The organism is Xanthomonas nasturtii (assembly GCF_023337365.3).
Lineage (GTDB): Bacteria > Pseudomonadota > Gammaproteobacteria > Xanthomonadales > Xanthomonadaceae > Xanthomonas > Xanthomonas nasturtii.
Genome location: NZ_CP142084.2, coordinates 1612215 through 1628898 on the forward strand (window position 1 = coordinate 1612215; position 16684 = coordinate 1628898).

The 16684-nt window shown below is 65.0% G+C and carries 15 protein-coding genes; all 15 read right to left on the minus strand.

Annotated elements, in window-relative coordinates:
* Positions 1 to 70: 70 nt before the first annotated feature.
* Entirely contained in the window at positions 71 to 769 is a 699-nt protein-coding gene (locus M3O59_RS07070) for a ribonuclease HII (RefSeq protein WP_116906168.1), read from the minus strand.
* Positions 766 to 2055 (minus strand): lipid-A-disaccharide synthase, encoded by a 1290-nt coding sequence (gene lpxB / locus M3O59_RS07075; protein ID WP_249045888.1) that lies wholly within the window; start codon positions 2053 to 2055, stop codon positions 766 to 768. The genes M3O59_RS07070 and lpxB overlap by 4 nt, the downstream gene beginning before the upstream one ends.
* Complete coding sequence (gene lpxA, locus M3O59_RS07080) at positions 2052 to 2843, minus strand: acyl-ACP--UDP-N-acetylglucosamine O-acyltransferase (protein WP_116906166.1); 792 nt, start codon at positions 2841 to 2843, stop codon at positions 2052 to 2054. Before lpxA ends, lpxB begins: the two co-directional genes overlap by 4 nt.
* Positions 2844 to 2866: 23 nt before the next feature.
* Positions 2867 to 3328, minus strand: coding sequence for a 3-hydroxyacyl-ACP dehydratase FabZ (gene fabZ, locus M3O59_RS07085; RefSeq protein ID WP_064631869.1), 462 nt, complete (start codon positions 3326 to 3328; stop codon positions 2867 to 2869).
* Positions 3325 to 4338, minus strand: coding sequence for a UDP-3-O-(3-hydroxymyristoyl)glucosamine N-acyltransferase (gene lpxD / locus M3O59_RS07090; RefSeq protein ID WP_116906165.1), 1014 nt, complete (start codon positions 4336 to 4338; stop codon positions 3325 to 3327). Before lpxD ends, fabZ begins: the two co-directional genes overlap by 4 nt.
* 377 nt (positions 4339 to 4715) lie before the next feature.
* Positions 4716 to 7121, minus strand: coding sequence for an outer membrane protein assembly factor BamA (gene bamA / locus M3O59_RS07095; RefSeq protein ID WP_181920591.1), 2406 nt, complete (start codon positions 7119 to 7121; stop codon positions 4716 to 4718).
* An 83-nt stretch (positions 7122 to 7204) separates the two neighbouring features.
* The gene (gene rseP, locus M3O59_RS07100) at positions 7205 to 8551 is read right to left on the minus strand and encodes an RIP metalloprotease RseP (protein ID WP_116906163.1); all 1347 of its coding nucleotides are present in this window, start codon (positions 8549 to 8551) and stop codon (positions 7205 to 7207) included.
* A gap of 26 nt (positions 8552 to 8577) precedes the next feature.
* Positions 8578 to 9768, minus strand: a complete 1191-nt coding sequence (locus M3O59_RS07105) for a 1-deoxy-D-xylulose-5-phosphate reductoisomerase (RefSeq protein ID WP_116906162.1) — start codon at positions 9766 to 9768, stop codon at positions 8578 to 8580.
* 2 nt (positions 9769 to 9770) lie between these two features.
* Positions 9771 to 10598 carry a phosphatidate cytidylyltransferase gene (locus M3O59_RS07110; protein ID WP_064631858.1) on the minus strand — a complete coding sequence of 276 codons (828 nt, stop codon included), beginning with the start codon at positions 10596 to 10598 and terminating at the stop codon, positions 9771 to 9773.
* Entirely contained in the window at positions 10595 to 11356 is a 762-nt protein-coding gene (gene uppS / locus M3O59_RS07115) for a polyprenyl diphosphate synthase (RefSeq protein ID WP_064631856.1), read from the minus strand. The genes M3O59_RS07110 and uppS overlap by 4 nt, the downstream gene beginning before the upstream one ends.
* A gap of 17 nt (positions 11357 to 11373) precedes the next feature.
* Positions 11374 to 11931: a ribosome recycling factor gene (gene frr, locus M3O59_RS07120; protein WP_116906161.1), complete on the minus strand. Its 558-nt coding sequence runs from the start codon at positions 11929 to 11931 to the stop codon at positions 11374 to 11376.
* A 182-nt stretch (positions 11932 to 12113) separates the two neighbouring features.
* A complete protein-coding gene (gene pyrH / locus M3O59_RS07125; protein ID WP_064631852.1) occupies positions 12114 to 12836 on the minus strand; it encodes a UMP kinase in 723 nt (240 codons plus the stop codon).
* A 106-nt stretch (positions 12837 to 12942) separates the two neighbouring features.
* Positions 12943 to 14466, minus strand: a complete 1524-nt coding sequence (locus tag M3O59_RS07130) for a sensor domain-containing diguanylate cyclase (RefSeq protein WP_064631850.1) — start codon at positions 14464 to 14466, stop codon at positions 12943 to 12945.
* Between the two features lie 271 nt (positions 14467 to 14737).
* A complete protein-coding gene (tsf, locus tag M3O59_RS07135) occupies positions 14738 to 15616 on the minus strand; it encodes a translation elongation factor Ts (RefSeq protein ID WP_116906160.1) in 879 nt (292 codons plus the stop codon).
* A 169-nt stretch (positions 15617 to 15785) separates the two neighbouring features.
* Complete coding sequence (gene rpsB / locus M3O59_RS07140) at positions 15786 to 16619, minus strand: 30S ribosomal protein S2 (protein ID WP_064631846.1); 834 nt, start codon at positions 16617 to 16619, stop codon at positions 15786 to 15788.
* Positions 16620 to 16684 lie beyond the last annotated feature (65 nt).

A 16684-nucleotide genomic window follows, 5' to 3' on the forward strand; every position in this document is an offset into this window, starting at 1 on the left:
CAGCGGTGGATCGCCTGGTTGAAAGCCCGCGCATCGCTTCCTGCACGGGCGGTGGGGCGCCGGTCCGTGCCTAGACGGCGCCGGCGTGTTGCACGATCCGCAGCTGTTCCGGGTCCCGGGTCCCTGGTCCCGGGTCCCGACCCTCCAGCGCCAATCGCACCGGTGCAAAGCTGCGCCGATGCTGGGGGCAGGGCCCATGGCTCTGCAACGCGGCCAGATGCACCGGGGTGCTGTAGCCCTTGTGCTGGTCGAAGCGGTATTGCGGGTGTTGCGCGTGCAGCTCGTGCATCAGGCGGTCGCGGGTGACCTTGGCCACGATCGAGGCGGCCATGATGGCGCGGTCCAGCGCGTCTCCGCCGATCAAGGCCTCGGCCGGGCAGGGCAGCCCCTTGGGCACGCGGTTGCCGTCGATGCGCGCGAACCCGGCCACATGCGCCACACCTTCTACCGCGCGGCGCATGCCGAGCATGGTGGCCTGATAGATATTGATGCGGTCGATCTCTTCGCTGTCGATCAACACCACCGACCAGGCTAGCGCCCGGTCCACGATGCGCGCATACAACTGCTCCCGCCGCTCGGCCGTGAGCTGCTTGGAATCGTCCAGGCCGTTGATGCGCGGCTTGCTCGGGTCCAACACCACGGCAGCCACCGCCACCGGCCCGGCAAGCGGGCCGCGGCCCGCTTCGTCGACGCCGGCGGTCAAAATCCGGGATTCGGCATTCGGGATTTGGGATTGGCCAAACAAGGGCGGCTGGCGGGGGTCGGTCATGCCGTTGCTCCTGACGAATCCCGAATCCCCACTCCCGAATCCCGGCCCTCAAGCAGCTCCGCCACCGCATCGGCCGCGCGCGCGGAGGCGTCGCGGCGCAGTTCGGCGTGCAGGGCGAGATAGCGCGGTTGCAGGGCGGCGACCTTTTCCGGGTGCTTGAACCAGTCCAGCAGGGCCACGCATAGCCGTTCCGGGGTGCAGTCGTCCTGCATCAGCTCGGGGGCGAGGTCGTCGTTGGCCAGGATGTTGGGCAGCGCGTAGCGGTTGACCTTGAGCAGGCCCAGCGTCTTGACGATGCGGTAGGTCAGCGGCGCGACCTTGTAGCCGACCACCATCGGCCGCTTGACCAGCATGGCTTCCAGCGTGGCGGTGCCGGAGGCCAGCAGCACCACATCGGCGGCCAGCATCGCGGTGCGTGCCTGGCCGTCGAGCAGGTGCGAGCGCATCACCGGCAGCGACGAGCGCGAGAGCTGCTCGGCCAGCAATTGCTTGCAGCCCGGATTGGCCGCCGGCACCAGCACGTGCAGGTTGTGCAGATGCTCGGAGACCAGCCAGGCGGCCTGGAAAAACGTATCGCCGAGCCGGCTGATCTCGCCATGCCGGCTGCCCGGCAGCACCGCCAGCACGGTGCTGGAGGCAGAAATTCCGAGCTTGGCGCGCGCGGCTGCGCGATCGGCCTGGTAGGCGATGTCGTCTGCCATCGGGTGGCCGACGAAGCGCGCATCGATGCCGTGCCTGGCATAGATCGGCGGCTCCATCGGAAACAGGCACAGCACCAGGTCGGCACTGACGCCGATCTTCTCGGCGCGCTTCTCGCGCCACGCCCAGACCGACGGGCTGACGTAATGCACGGTCCTGATGCCGCGCTGCTTGAGCCAGCGCTCCACCGGAAGATTGAAGTCCGGCGCATCGATGCCGATGAACACGTCCGGCTTCCACGCCAGCACCCGCTCGCGGAACGCGCTGCGCAGCTTGAGCAGGCGCGGCAGGTGCCGCAGCACTTCGGTCAGGCCCATGACCGCCAGCTCGCTGGCATCGAACCAGGTCTGGCAACCGACACCACGCATCGCATCGCCGCCGATGCCGACAAATTCGGCAGTCGGATAGCGCAGCCGCAACTGCTCGATCAGCCCCGCGCCCAGGATGTCGCCGGAGGCTTCGCCGGCGATCAGTGCGATGCGGGGCACGGGACCGGGGACCGGGGACCCGGGACCCGGCACAGCAACTGCGTCTAGGCGCTGCTTTTCCCGGATCCCGGGTCCCGGGTCCCCGGTCCCGATATTCATCGCAACAACGGCCGTTCTGCCGCTTCGATGAACTCAAGCATCCCGCGCACGTCGTCGCTGCTCTTGGCCTGTTCGGCCAGCTGCAGTTTGGCGTCGGCCAGCGGCAGGCCGGCCACGTACAGCGTGCGGTAGGCACGCTTGATCGCGGTGATGCGTTCGGCGTCGAAGCCGCGGCGCTTGAGCCCTTCGCTGTTGATGCCGCGCGGGCGGCCCAGCGATTCGCTGCCCACCATGGTGAATGGCGGCACGTCGCCGTTGGTCAGCGCGCCCATGCCCAGGAAGGCGTGCGCGCCGATGCGGCAGAACTGATGCGCGCCGGCAAAGCCGCTGATGATCACGTAGTCGCCCACGGTGACGTGGCCGGCCAGCGTGGTGTTGTTGGAAAACACGCAGTGGTTGCCGACATGGCAGTCGTGCGCCACGTGCGTGTAGGCCAGCATCCAGTTGTCGTTGCCGACCACGGTGATGCCGCCGCCGCCGCCGGTACCGCGGTTGATGGTGACGAATTCGCGGATGACGTTGCCGTCGCCGATCACCAGTTCGGTGCGCTCGCCAGCGTACTTCTTGTCCTGCGGTTCGCCGCCAATGGCCGCGTGGCCGATGAAGCGGTTGTTGCGGCCGATGGTGGTCGGGCCGTGGATCGAGCAATGCGGCCCCACCTCGGTGCCCGCATCGATCCGGACATCGGCGCCGATCAGCGAAAAGGCGCCCACGCGCACGTCGCTGGCCAGCTGCGCCGACGGGTCGATGACGGCGGTGGGATGAATCAAGGTTGCTTGATCACGCATCGTGTCTCACCTCCAAAAACGGGTTATTCCCTGGCGCCGGCGCACATGACTTCGGCACTGGCCACGATTTCGCCGTTGACCTTGGCCTCGCCGTAATAGCATCCCATGTTGCGGATCAGGCGCTTCATCTGCACCTCCAGGATCAGCACGTCGCCCGGCACTACCTGCTTGTTGAAGCGCGCGTTGTCGACCTTGACCATGTAGAACAGCTTGGACAGCGCATCGCGGCCCAGACCGAGCTGGGTCATCACGCCGCCGGCCTGCGCCAGCGCTTCGATGATCAGCACGCCCGGCATCACCGGGCGGGTCGGGAAGTGGCCCTGAAAGAACGGCTCGTTGATGCTGACGTTCTTCTGCCCGACGATGCGCTTGGCCTCCAGGTCCAGTTCGATGACCCGGTCTATCAGCAGGAACGGATAGCGATGCGGGATCAGCGTCTGGATCTGGTTGACGTCGATCGGCAGCTCGTAAACGGGATGACTCATTCTTTCTCCTTGCCCACAGCCAGGATGCGCCTTGCCAGCGCATCGAGTTGTTTGAAGCGCGCGGCATTCTTGCGCCACGTGCGATTGTCGGTGAGAGGGGTGCCGGACGAATACTCGCCCGGCTCGTGAATGGAATTGCGCACCACCGACTTGCCGGTGATCACCACCTTGTCGCAGATCTCCAGGTGCCCGACCACCCCGACATGCCCGCCGAGCAGACAGTAACGGCCGATCTTGGCGCTGCCGGCAATGCCGGTGCAGCCGGCAATCGCGCTGTGCGCGCCGATGCGGCAGTTGTGGGCGATCTGCACCAGGTTGTCCACGCGCACGTCTTCTTCCAGCACGGTGTCTTCCAGCGCGCCGCGATCGATACAGGTGTTGGCGCCGATTTCGCAATCGTCGCCGATCACCACCCCACCCAACTGCGGCACCTTGATCCAGTGGCCGGCATCCATCGCCAGGCCGAAGCCGTCGGCGCCAATCACCGCGCCGGGGTGGATCCGCACGCGCTTGCCCAGCCGCACGCGCGTGACCAGGGTGACGCGGGCGAGCAGTTCGCTGCCGTCGTCCACCACGCAGTCTTCGCCGATGATGCTGCCGGTGCCGATCACACAGCCATCGCCCACGCGGCTGCGTGCACCGATGCTGACGAACGGGCCCACATGCGCGGTGGCCGAGACCTGCGCGGTGGGGTCGATCACCGCCGACGCATGGATGCCCGGCGCGCGCACCGGCGCCACGTCGAACAGCGCGGCGATCTTGGCGAAGGCGGTGTACGGGTCCTTGGCGACCAGCGCGGTGCCCTTGGCTGCCTCGGCATCGTCGGCGCGCAACACCACCAGTGCGGCCTGGGTCTCGGCCAGCTGCGGGCGATAGCGCGGGTTGGACAGGAAGCTCAGCTGCCCGGCGCCGGCATGCGCCAGGGTGGCAACGCCGCTGACTTCGATGGCGCCATCACCGACGAGGGTCAAACCAAATTGTTCGGCAATTGCACTGGCGGTCAGGCGCATCAGGGTGAACCTCTTGTAAATACGGAGCGACGGCTTTAACGGGGGAACACACCATTAAACAGTTCCCAACAAAGCCTAGGTATCCAGGTCCTGTCGCCATCAAGCGGCGAATCCAGGAGCAAGCATATGAACCGTTCTTTCCATCCTTGGTGGTCTGGTCATGATGGGCGCGGTCGCAGCGGCATCGGCCCAATCCTTCGATGTCGATCAAGGCCGTGCGATCGGTGGGCAGCAGCTTCAGTGCCCGCAGGCTTCCGACATCGGTGCCTGCCTGAGCGATACCGTGTCTGCCGTCTCCGATTGGTCCCACAGCTGGTTTTGATTGTCTGAAAAAGGGCGGCCCGCGCAGACGGGCCGCCCTTTTTTTTGCGTGATCGTTAGAACTGGCCGCCGAAGGTGAACTGCAGGCGCTCGATCTCGTCGTTGTCTTCCTTCTTCAGCGGGAACGCATAGCTGATCGAGATGGGGCCGACCGGGGCACGCCACAACAGCGCCACACCGGTTGAGGCACGCAGCTCGTTGGCCTTGAAGTTGTCCACGCCGCTATAGACGTTACCGAAGTCGAAGAACGCCGACACGCGCGCCGACGGGCTGTCGAACAGCTTGGGGAAATACATTTCCACCGAGCCTACGGTCTTTAATGAACCGCCCAGCGGCTGGCCGCGGTTGAAGCCATTGATGACTTCCGAACGCGGGCCCAGGGTGTTGTCTTCGAAGCCGCGCACCGAGTTGGTACCGCCGGCGTAGAAGTTCTCGTAGAACGGCAGGCCGGTAGCGGTGACGCTGCGGATACGGTTGGTGCCGTTACAAGCCTGCTGGTTCAGCGCCCCATTAGTGACTACGCCACAGATGTCGGCCTTACTGTCCTTACCGTAGCTGTCGCCGTAGCCCAGTTCAAAGCGCGTGTTCAACACCAAGGCCGGAATGATTGGCCAATAGTTCGAGATCTGGTAGTTGAGCTTGTAATACTCGACCGTCGAGCCGGGCAGGGTGGTTTCCAGGCCGACGCGCTGGTACATGCCACGCGTGGGCATGAAGAAGTCGTTGCGGGTGTCGCGCGCCCAGCCGAACTCGGTACGCACGGCCTTGAAGGTATCCGTACCGATGGCGCTGATGTAATCGACAATGGCCTGCGGCGTGGTACCGGGGAAGGTGGTGATCTGGTTGCTGTCCACACCGATCATTGCCGAGACGGTGTCGTTCTCGGTGATCGGCACGCCGAACACCACCTGCGCCGAGCCGTTCTTGCTGTTGAACTGCGCGGTATTGAAGTCCGAATAGTCCAGCGAACGCCACGACAGGTTGTAGCCCAGCGACACGCCGTCGTCGGTAAAGAACGGGTTGGTGTAGGAGAACGCGTACCGCTGCTGGAAGGTGCTGCGCGAGGCTTCCACCGCCACACGATTACCGCCACCCAGGAAGTTGTTCTGCGACAACTGCACCGAGGTGGTCACACCGAAGGCCTGCGAGAAGCCCAGACCGAACACGAAACTGCCGGAGGTGGTTTCCTTGACGTCATAGATCACGTCCACCTGGTCGTTGCTGCCGGGCACCGCGGGGGTTTCCACGTTCACCGACTCGAAGTAGCCAAGACGCTGCAGACGGATCTTGGAACGGTCGATCGCCGCCTGCGAGTACCAGGTGTTTTCGAACTGGCGCATTTCGCGGCGCAAGACTTCGTCAGAGGTGCGGCTATTGCCCTTGTAGAGGATGCGGCGCACAGTCACGCGCGGGCCGGGCACCACCTGCAGGTTCACCGCAACCGTACGGTCCTCGCGGTTGGGGGTCGGGATCGGGTTGACCTTGGCGAATGCGTAGCCGACGTTGCTCAGCGTGTTGGTGATCGCATCGGAGGTGTACTCCAGCAGCGCGCGCGAGAAGATATCGCCGGTCTTTGGAATGACCAGGCGCTCGATGTCGGCCTGCGGCAGCACGGTGTCGCCGGTGACCTTGATCTCGGAAATCTTGTACTGCTCGCCCTCGGTGACGCCGGCGCTGACGAACATGTCGCGCTTGTCGGGGCTGATCGATACCTGGGTGGAGTCGATGCTGAAGTCCACGTAGCCACGGTCTAGATACCAGGCGTTGAGCTTCTCCAGGTCGCCGGACATCTTTTCCTTGGAGTACTGGTCGTCGCGGCGGTACCACGAGGCCCAGTTGTGCTCCTTGGATTCCCAGTTTTCCAGGATGTCCTCGTTGGCGAACTTTTCCGTACCGATCAGGTTGACGTGGCGGATCTTGGCCGCCTTGCCTTCCTTGATCGCGATGGCCACATCGACGCGGTTGCGGTCCAGCGGGCTCACCGTCGGGGTGATCTCGACGTTGTACTTGCCGCGGTTGTTGTACTGACGGGTCAGTTCCTGGGTCACGCGGTCCAGGCTCAGGCGATCGAAGGTGCCGCCCTCGGTCAGGCCGATGTCTCCCAGGCCCTTGAGCAGCTCTTCGGACTTGATGTCCTTGTTGCCGGTCACGGTGAGCTTGTTGATCGCCGGGCGTTCCTTGACCGTGATCACCAGGATGTTGCCCTGGCGGTCCAGCTGCACGTCCTCGAAGAAACCGGTGCGGTACAGCGCGCGGATCGAGTCGGCCACCTTGGCATCGTCCACGGTGTCGCCGCGGTTCACCGGCAGATAGGTGAACACGGTGCCGGAGGCGATGCGCTGCAGGCCGTCGACGCGGATGTCGCTGGCAACGAACGGCTCGGCGGCCAGGGCAACGGCTGGCAGGCTGAGGCCGGCAGCAAGAGCGAGGGCAAGCAGGCGGCGAGTGGGAAGACGCGTCATGTCACATCCGGTTGGAGTCGTATTCGGGTGTTGCTGGATGCCGGCGTATGACGACGACAACAGGCGGAAAGAGTGGAGCAGCTTCATCGTGGAACCAGGCCGAGGATGTCGTTGTAGAACGCCAGTCCCATCAACCCGGCCAGGACCGCCAGGCCGACATATTGTCCGGCAATCATGGCCCGTTCGCTGATCGGGCTACCCTTGATCAACTCGATAAGGTAATACAGCAGATGCCCACCGTCCAAGATCGGGATGGGCATCAGGTTAATGATCGCAAGGCTGAGCGACAGCAACCCCAGGAAATACAGAAACCAGTCGAGCCCGCGTTCGGCCGAGGCATTGGCGGCGCGCGCAATGGTGACCGGCCCGGAGATGTTCTTGACCGAAGCCTGGCCGGTGAGCATGCGCTTCATCATCCCCAGCGAATCGGCGCTCATCCGCCCGGTTTCACGGATCGCGGCCGGCACCGCGGCGAACAACCCATATTGCTGGCGGCTGTCGTATTCCGGGGCGGGTGCGGCGGCAGGGCGCACCCCGATCATCCATTGGCCCTGCGGCGATTTGCGCGGGGCGATCTCCAGTGCCAGGCGGTCTTCGCCGCGCGCCACTTCGATCATGCCGGGGCCACCGTGCGCGCCCAGCGCCTGCACCTGCGGAATGATGTCTTCGGCCGAACGGATCGGCTGGCCGTCGATGGCCACGATGCGGTCGCCCGGCTTGAGCAGGCCATCGGCCACCGAGCCCTTGACCACTTCGGCAATCACCGGCGGCTGCAACATGAACTGCCAGCCGATGCCGGCCAGCGCGGCCACGCGGCGTTCGTCGAAACCGGCCGGCAGCTGCGACAGGCGCAAGGTGTGTTCGCTGCTGCCGGCAGTGTCGGAAGCGGTGAGGACGCGGATGTCGCGCTTGTCCATTGCCGCGGTGGTGAGCTGCATGCTGGCATCGCTCCAGCTGCTCACGCTGCGGCCGTCGATGCGCACGATGCGCTCGCCCGGGGTCAGCCCGGCTTCGGCGGCCAGGCCATCGGCGCGGCCGACAGTGGCCGAATAATCCTGCTTGCCCACCACAAACATGGCCCACAGCATTGCCATGCACAGCAACAGGTTGGCGATGGGGCCGGCAGCGACGATTGCGATGCGCTGCCACACGGTCTTGCGATTGAAGGCCTGATCCTGCTCGGCCGGATGCACGTCGCCTTCGCGTTCGTCGAGCATCTTGACGTAGCCGCCCAGCGGAATCGCGGCCACTACAAATTCGGTGCCGTGGCGGTCGCGACGCATCCACAACGGCTTGCCGAAGCCCACCGAAAAGCGCAACACCTTGACCCCGCAACGGCGTGCGACCCAGAAGTGTCCGAATTCGTGGAAGGTCACCAATACGCCCAGGCTGACGATCATCCACCAGACCGAACCGATGAAATCACCCATGGGTGCAACTCGCGTGCGTGGATCGATCAGGCATGAAGGGCGTGGTGGGCGAGGGCGCGTTCAGTGATTTGCCGGGCTTGCGCGTCGGCAAAAAGCAGGGTGTCGAGGGTGTCGGCATTGTGCCGCGGAAGCGTTGTCAGCGTGTGTTCGACCAACGCAGGGATCGCTAGGAAACCCACCTGGCCCTGAAGAAACGCTGAAACAGCCACTTCGTTCGCCGCGTTCAGGATCGCCGGGGCGGTGCCGCCAGCGCGCAATGCGTCCCAGGCCAGGCGCAGACACGGGAATGCAGCGGTGTCCGGGGCCTCGAAATCCAGCCGGCCCTGGCTGAGCAGATCCAGCCCGCCGACCCCGGATTCGATCCGCTCCGGCCAGGCAAGACCCACTGCCAGGGTGGTGCGCATGTCCGGCAGACCAAGCTGGGCCAGGGTGGAGCCGTCGACGAATTCCACCAGCGAGTGCACCAGGCTTTGCGGGTGCACCAGCACGTCGATCTGCTCGCCCGGCAGCCCGAACAGATGATGCGCCTCGATGACTTCCAGGCCCTTGTTCATCAGGGTGGCCGAATCCACCGAAATCTTCGGCCCCATCGACCACTTGGGGTGCGCGACGGCTTGCGCAGGCGTGACGGTGCCCAGCGCGGCGCGGTCCCAGCCACGGAACGGGCCGCCGGAGGCGGTCAGGATCACCCGACGCACGCCACGGCCGGCGTCACACGAGCGCAGGCACTGGAAGATGGCGCTGTGTTCGCTGTCGATCGGGATGATCTCCGCACCCGCCGCTGCAGCGGTGTGGGTCAGCAGCTCGCCGGCCAGCACCAGCGATTCCTTGTTGGCCAGCAACAAACGCTTGCCGGCGCGGGCGGCGGCAAGCGTGGATGGCAAGCCAGCCGCTCCCACAATCGCGGCCACCACGGTATCGCAGGCATCGCTGCCGGCCAGCGCATCCAGTGCCGCCGTGCCGGCATGCGCCTGGGTCGCCAGGCCGGCCGCACGCAGGCCGTCGCGCAGGGCCGGGTACAGCGCCTCGTCGGCAATCACCGCGTGTGCGGGCCGATGGATGGCACACAGCGCCAGCAGGTCATCGACCTTGCTGCCGGCCGACAGCACGCTGGCGCGCAGCCGCTCGGGGTGGCGGGCGATCACGTCCAGTGCCGACGTGCCGATCGAACCGGTCGCGCCGAACACGGCGACCTGACGGAGAGAAGTGCCAGCCATGCCTAGAATCCGAGAATTTCCTTGCCGAGTGCGAACACCGGCAGGGCGGCGAGCACGCCATCGACACGGTCCAGTACGCCGCCGTGGCCCGGAATCAGCGTGCCCGAGTCCTTGGCACCGGCGTGGCGCTTGAGCAGGCTCTCGAACAGGTCGCCGAGTACCGAGGCCAGCACCGTGACCGCCGCGACCAGGACCAGCTGCGGCACGTGCGCCAGGGTCAGCCCGGCCAGCCAGCCGAAGGCGCAGGCCACCGCAATGCCGGCAATCATCCCGCCGAGCAGGCCTTCGATGGTCTTGTTCGGGCTGATGCGCGGCGCCAGCTTGTGCTTGCCGAACGCGCGCCCGGCGAAATACGCGCCAGAGTCGGCCGCCCAGACCATGGTCAGCGCGGTCAACAGCCACAGATTGCCCTTGTCCGGGCTGGCATGCAGCAGCACCAGCGCAGCCCACGCCGGCAGCACCGCCAGGGTGCCGGCCGCCAGCTTGAGCGCACGCGCCTGGCCATTGCCATGGTCGGCGCCGAAGGTGAAAAAACGTAGCCACAGCAGCGCCAGCAGCCACCAGGCAACGCCCACCAGCGCCGCAATCTGGAACAGCACCATGGAGCCGGCCGAGGCCCACACCATCAGCACCATCAGCAGCAGGTTGAGCGTCAACAGCACGGTGCGCGGCAGGCTGTCGTCGATGCCGGAGAGCTTGAGCCACTCCCACAGGCCGGTCAGGAACAGGACCGCCGCCACCGCTGCCAGCCATTGGGTAGGCAGCAGCACGATCGCGCAAATCGCGAGCGGCGCCATGATCAGCGCGGCAATCACGCGGGTCTTGGTCATGCGGAGGACGTCTCCGTCGCCTTGTCGGCGATCTGTGCGCTGGTCAGGCCGAAGCGGCGTTCGCGCCCGGCGTAATCGTCCAGAGCCTGCTGCAGCACGCCGGCATCGAACTCCGGCCACAAGGTTTCGGTGAACCACAGCTCGGTGTAGGCCAGCTGCCACAGCAGGAAATTGCTGATGCGGGTATCGCCACCGGTGCGGATGAACAGATCCGGCGCCGGCAGGTCGGCCAGGGCGACCCGGCTGGACAGCAGCGCTTCGTCGATCTGCTGAGGTTGCAGACGGCCGGCGGCGACATCTTCGGCCAATGCGCGGGCAGCCGCAGCGATGTCCTGGCGGCCGCCGTAGCTGGCCGCAATGCTCAGCACCAACCGTGAATTGGCGGCAGTGCTGCGCTCGGCGCCGGCCATGCGGTCGCGCAACGGTGCGGCGAAGCGGCTGCGATCGCCGATAAAGCGCACCTGCACGCCACGCCGCTGCAGCTCTTCGACCTCGCGGTCGAGCGCATGCAGGAACAGCTTCATGAGCGCGTCGACCTCATCCTGCGGACGGCCCCAGTTTTCACTGGAAAAGGCGAACAGGGTGAGCGCCGACACGCCTTTTTCCAGGCAGAAATCGATGGTGCGATTGACCGCGCGCGCACCGGCGCGGTGGCCGATGACGCGTGGACGACGCCGACGCTGCGCCCAACGCCCGTTGCCATCCATGATGATGGCAATGTGGCGCGGCACGGCAACGGCAGAAGGGACGGGATGCATGGCAGGAAATGCCACGATCAGACCGTCATCAATTCCTGTTCCTTGGCCTTGACGACCTCATCCACATCCTTGATGGCCTTGTCGGTGAGCTTCTGGATGTCGTCCTCGGCGCTACGGGCTTCGTCTTCGGTGACGGCCTTGTCCTTGAGCAGATCCTTGACCTGCTGATTGGCATCGCGACGGATGTTGCGGATGGCCACCTTGCTGTCTTCGCCTTCGCCATGCACCGACTTGCTGAGCTCCTTGCGGCGCTCCTCGGTCAGCGGCGGCAGGTTCAGGCGGATCACGGTGCCGACCACGGTCGGGGTCAGGCCCAGGTCCGAGGCGTAAATGGCTTTTTCCACGTCCTTGATCATGCCCTTGTCGAACAGGCTGATGACCAGCGAGCGGCCTTCTGAGACGCTGATGCTGGCAACCTGGTTCAGGGGGGTGTCGGTGCCGTAGGCCTTGACCTTGATGCCGTCCAGCAGCGCCGGCGAGGCGCGGCCGGTGCGAACGGTGGTCAGGGAATGGCGCAGAGCATCGATGCTCTTGGTCATGCGCGTCTGCGCGTCTTGTTTGATCTGGGTGAGCATCGCCGGAATCCGTGTGGAGCTGAATCCAGGGATTATAGCCGGGACTGAGGTTCCCGACTCGCAGGCCGTCAGGAACTGCGTAGCTGGCTCACCTGCAGCGCCGTTTCACTGCGGGCATCGGTCTCGATCAGCCAGCAGCGCAATGCGTTGCACCACGCTGCACCGATTCCCGATTCCCGACCTCAGCTACGGCCCTGCACCAGCGTGCCGATCTGCTCGCCATGCAAGATGCGCAGCAGCACGCCCGGCTCGCTCATGCCGAAGATGCGTAGCGGCAGGTCGCTGTCGCGCGCCAGTGCGAAGGCGGCGGTGTCCATCACTTCCAGGCCCTGCATGATCACCTGATCGTAGGTCAGGCTGTCGTAGCGCACCGCGTCGGTGTGCTTCTTCGGGTCCTTGTCGTAGACGCCGTCGACCTTGGTTGCCTTGAGCAGCAGGTCGGCGCCGATTTCGATCGCACGCAGCGCCGCACCGGAGTCGGTGGTGAAGAACGGATTGCCGGTGCCGGCAGCAAAAATCGCGATGCGGCCCTTTTCCAGATGCCGGATCGCACGGCGGCGGATGAAGTCTTCGCAGACGTCGTTGATCTTGATCGCGCTCATCACGCGCACCTTGGCGCCGAGCTTTTCCAGCGCATCCTGCATCGCCAGCGCATTGATCACCGTGGCCAGCATGCCCATGTGGTCGCCGGTGACACGGTCCATGCCGCTGGCAGCCAGGCCGGCGCCGCGGAAGATGTTGCCGCCGCCGATCACCAGTGCCACCTGCGCACCAGCCTGCTGGGCTTCGATCACTTCATGCGCAAGGCGATTGATGACCTTGGGGTCGATGCCGTAATCCCCGTCTCCCATCAGCGCCTCCCCGGAAAGTTTGAGAAGGATGCGGCGATAGGGAAGTTCGGACATGGGGAGGCCTCGGGGGTGGGGGACGGCAAACGCCGGCAATTCTAGCGGAAGCCCGTCACCTGGCGTGGTAAAAATTCCTTTGTCGTCGATCGAGGTGACGGGTCGCTCAGTGTGCCCGCGGGTTCGGCGGCGTCGGCACATCGGTCGCATCGTAAGCAGTGACACGGTTGCGGCCGCGATGCTTGGAGCGGTACAGCGTGCTGTCTGCGGCCTGCAGCAAATGTTCGATGCTTTCGAACTGGCGTTCGATGCCGCCATGCGTGGCCAGGCCCGCGGAGAACGTGATATGTAGCGGGCCGTCCTGCAATTGCGCCATCGGCGTGCGCGCGGTCTCGGCAAGGATGCGCTCGATCACCATCAACGCCGCATCGGCAGGCGTGTTGGGCAGGATCACCAGAAATTCTTCGCCGCCATAGCGCGCCACCAGATCGCTGGTGCGCACCATGCGTTGCAGCGTTTGCGCGAAGTTGCGCAGCACCTCGTCGCCGGCCAGATGCCCATGCGCATCGTTGACGCGCTTGAAGTCGTCCAGGTCGATGAAAGCGATCGACAGCGGCCAGCCCTGACGCGAGGCCAGTTCGAATTCGTGTGCCAAGGCAGTGCCGAGCTGATGCCGGTTGAACACGCCGGTCAGCGCATCGCGGCTGGCCTGTTCGGCCAGATGCCGCATGCGGTTTTCCGATTCGTCGGCATGCCGGCGTGCTTCGGCCACGTCCTGCAATTCGCGCAGGCTGCGCAGCATCGCCAACTCGCGCGCCTGCTCGAAGATCATCTGGATATGTTCGGGTTGCGGCACGCGGATGTCGAACAGCGCTTCCAGTTCGGGCAGCGATTCGGCGATGCGTTCGATCACTTTTTCGAAGCGTTCGGCGTCCAGCTCCAGCACATCCTGGGCCTGCCGCTGCGCGTGTTCGGTCGCCGTCACGGCACTGGCCGAGAGCCAGATATCGGCCAGGCGTCCTGACAGCGCCACGCAGGCCATGAACGGTTCCAGGCCAGCGGGCTCTTCTTCGCTCTGTGCGATCGCATTCTGCAGGTACGGCGGCAGCTGCCACTGATGTGCCAGCCACGCACCGACTTCGGCATGGGTTGCGCCCAGGTGCTCGCGTTCGGCTTCCAGCAGCGAGGCATTGTCGGGCGCCTGTTCCAGCAGTGGCCCGTACAGCTCGGGCGCGCCCTGCAGCAGGGCCAGCTTGCCGATGTCCTGCAGCAGGCCGGCCAGCATCAGTTCTTCGGGTTTGCGAATGCCATAGGCCTGGCCAAGGATGCGGCTGGCCAGCGCGCACAGGCCGGCGCGGCGCCAGATGCGCTCATGCAGCGGGTGGGCGATGAAGGTGCTGCGCACGCCGTGCACCATCGAAAACCCCAGCGCCAGGCTCAAGGTCGCATTGAGGCCGAGCATGGTCAGTGCCTGACCGAGGTTGTCGATGCGGCGGCGGCTGGCGTACAGCGGCGAATTGGCCACCCGCAGCATGCGCGCGCTCAATGCCATGTCCATGCCGATGACGTTGGCGGTGGTGGTCATGTCCACATCCGGGTCCTGCGCAAGCTCGATGATGCGCAGCGCAACGCCCGGCGGCGATGGCAGGTTACGGCAGTAGTGCAGGGCGGCCTGGAGATCTGGTTGCATAGTCATCGCCGACAGTGATCGCAAGCATACAGCTGCGTTCGTTGAGTGGGGCACGCCATGCTCCGCCATCGCCGCGCGGCAACGCGTGCGTGATGGGCGTCAAAGCCTGGTCGGCATTTGAGGTAGCGGCAACGCCGATCACATCTGTAGAGTTGAGGTCGCTTGAGGGGAGTGCGGATGCGTTCGCTTCAGCTTCGCGCCGCGCCGTGAAGGTGCAACTGTCAGGCAAAAAAAAGCCGCGGCATGCCGCGGCTTTTTAAAGTGGCGAAGATCAGGCCAGACCGGCCTGCTTCATCACTTCGGCAGCGTAGTCTTCCACCACCTTCTCGATGCCTTCGCCAACGGCCAGGCGCTGGAAGCCGACGACGTCTGCGCCGGCAGCCTTGACTGCCTGCTCGACTGTCTGATCGGTGTTCAGCACATACGGCTGGCCGTACAGCGTCACTTCGTTGACGATCTTGCTGATCTTGCCGCTGATGATCTTTTCCAGGATCTCGGCCGGCTTGGACTTGTCCTTCTCGGACATCTTGGCCAGTTCGATTTCCTTTTCCTTGGCAACGAATTCGGCCGGAACGTCGGATGCCTTGACGTGCGGCGGGTTCATGGCAGCGATGTGCATCGCAATGCCGCGCGCCAGCTCGATGTCGCCACCCTTCAGCTCGACCAGCACGCCGATACGGCCGCCGTGCACGTAGGCAGCAACGTTGTTGGCGCTGTCGATACGGACCAGGCGGCGCACCTGCAGGTTCTCGCCGACCTTGGCGATGACCGCAGCGCGACGTTCTTCGATGGTCTCGCCGCTGTCGAGCTTGACGCTCTTGAGCGCTTCGGCATCGGCAACACCGGAGGTCAGTGCGGCGTTGGCGACGATCTCGGTAAATGCCAGGAAGTTCTCGTCCTTGGCAACGAAGTCGGTTTCGGAGTTGACTTCGACCAGTACGGCCTTGCCGCCAGCCTGTGCAGTGGCGATGCGGCCTTCGGCGGCAACGCGGTCGGCCTTCTTGTCGGCCTTGGCCAGGCCCGACTTGCGCAGCCACTCGGCCGCGGCGTCGATGTCGCCCGCGTTTTCGACGAGTGCCTTCTTGCACTCCATCATGCCGGCGCCGGTGCGCTCGCGCAGTTCCTTGACCAGGGAAGCAGTGATTTCCATGGAATTACCTCATATGGACGAATGCGTGCGGCGGAAGTATTTCCGCCAGTAGGAGACGGTGCAGCGTGCCGCCGCCTCCATAGATGTGTTCAGTGGCCACAACGACGGGCCGCGAGGGCACCGTCGGGGCGACGGCCGCACAGCATGGTGCGGCCGCATTGCATGCCGATTACTCGGCAGCGGGGGCAGCCGGTGCTTCCGCGGCAGCGGCCGGAGCGTCAGCCTTCTTTTCGCCCTTCTTGGCCGGAGCGCGACGGCCCTTGCCTTCGTCGCCGGATTCGGCCGAGAACTCTTCTTCGCGCACCGACGCCGAGTTCGGCGCAGCAGCCTTGCCTTCCAGCACGGCATCGGCAGCGGCACGTGCGTACAGCTGCACGGCGCGGATGGCGTCGTCGTTACCCGGAATGGCGTAGTCGACCAGGGCCGGATCGTAGTTGGTGTCGACTACGGCGATCACCGGGATGCCGAGCTTCTTGGCTTCCTTGATGGCGATGTCTTCATGGCCGATGTCGATCACGAAGATCGCGTCGGGCAGGCGGTTCATTTCCTTGATGCCGCCGAGCGAGGCGTCCAGCTTCTCGCGCTCGCGACGCAGGCCCAGCACTTCGTGCTTGACCAGCTTTTCGAAGGTGCCGTCGGTCTCGGCTGCTTCCAGTTCCTTCAGGCGGGCAACCGACTGCTTCACGGTACGGAAGTTGGTCAGCGTGCCGCCCAGCCAGCGCTGGGTCATGAACGGCATGTTGCAACGCTCGGCTTCTTCCTTGATGGACTCGCGCGCGCTGCGCTTGGTGCCCAGAAACAGCACGGTGCCGCGCTTCTGCGCGATCGAGGAGAGGAAGTTCATCGCATCGTTGAAGAGCGGAACGGTCTTCTCGAGGTTGATGATGTGGATCCTGCCGCGCGCGCCGAAGATGTACGGCGCCATCTTGGGGTTCCAGTAGCGGGTCTGGTGGCCGAAATGGACGCCGGCTTCCAGCATCTGGCGCATGGTGACTTGGGGCATTGAAGTAACTCCGTAAGAGTGGAATCGCCGTGCGCGGCCTTGACTTTTAGAGTCCGCACATGGGT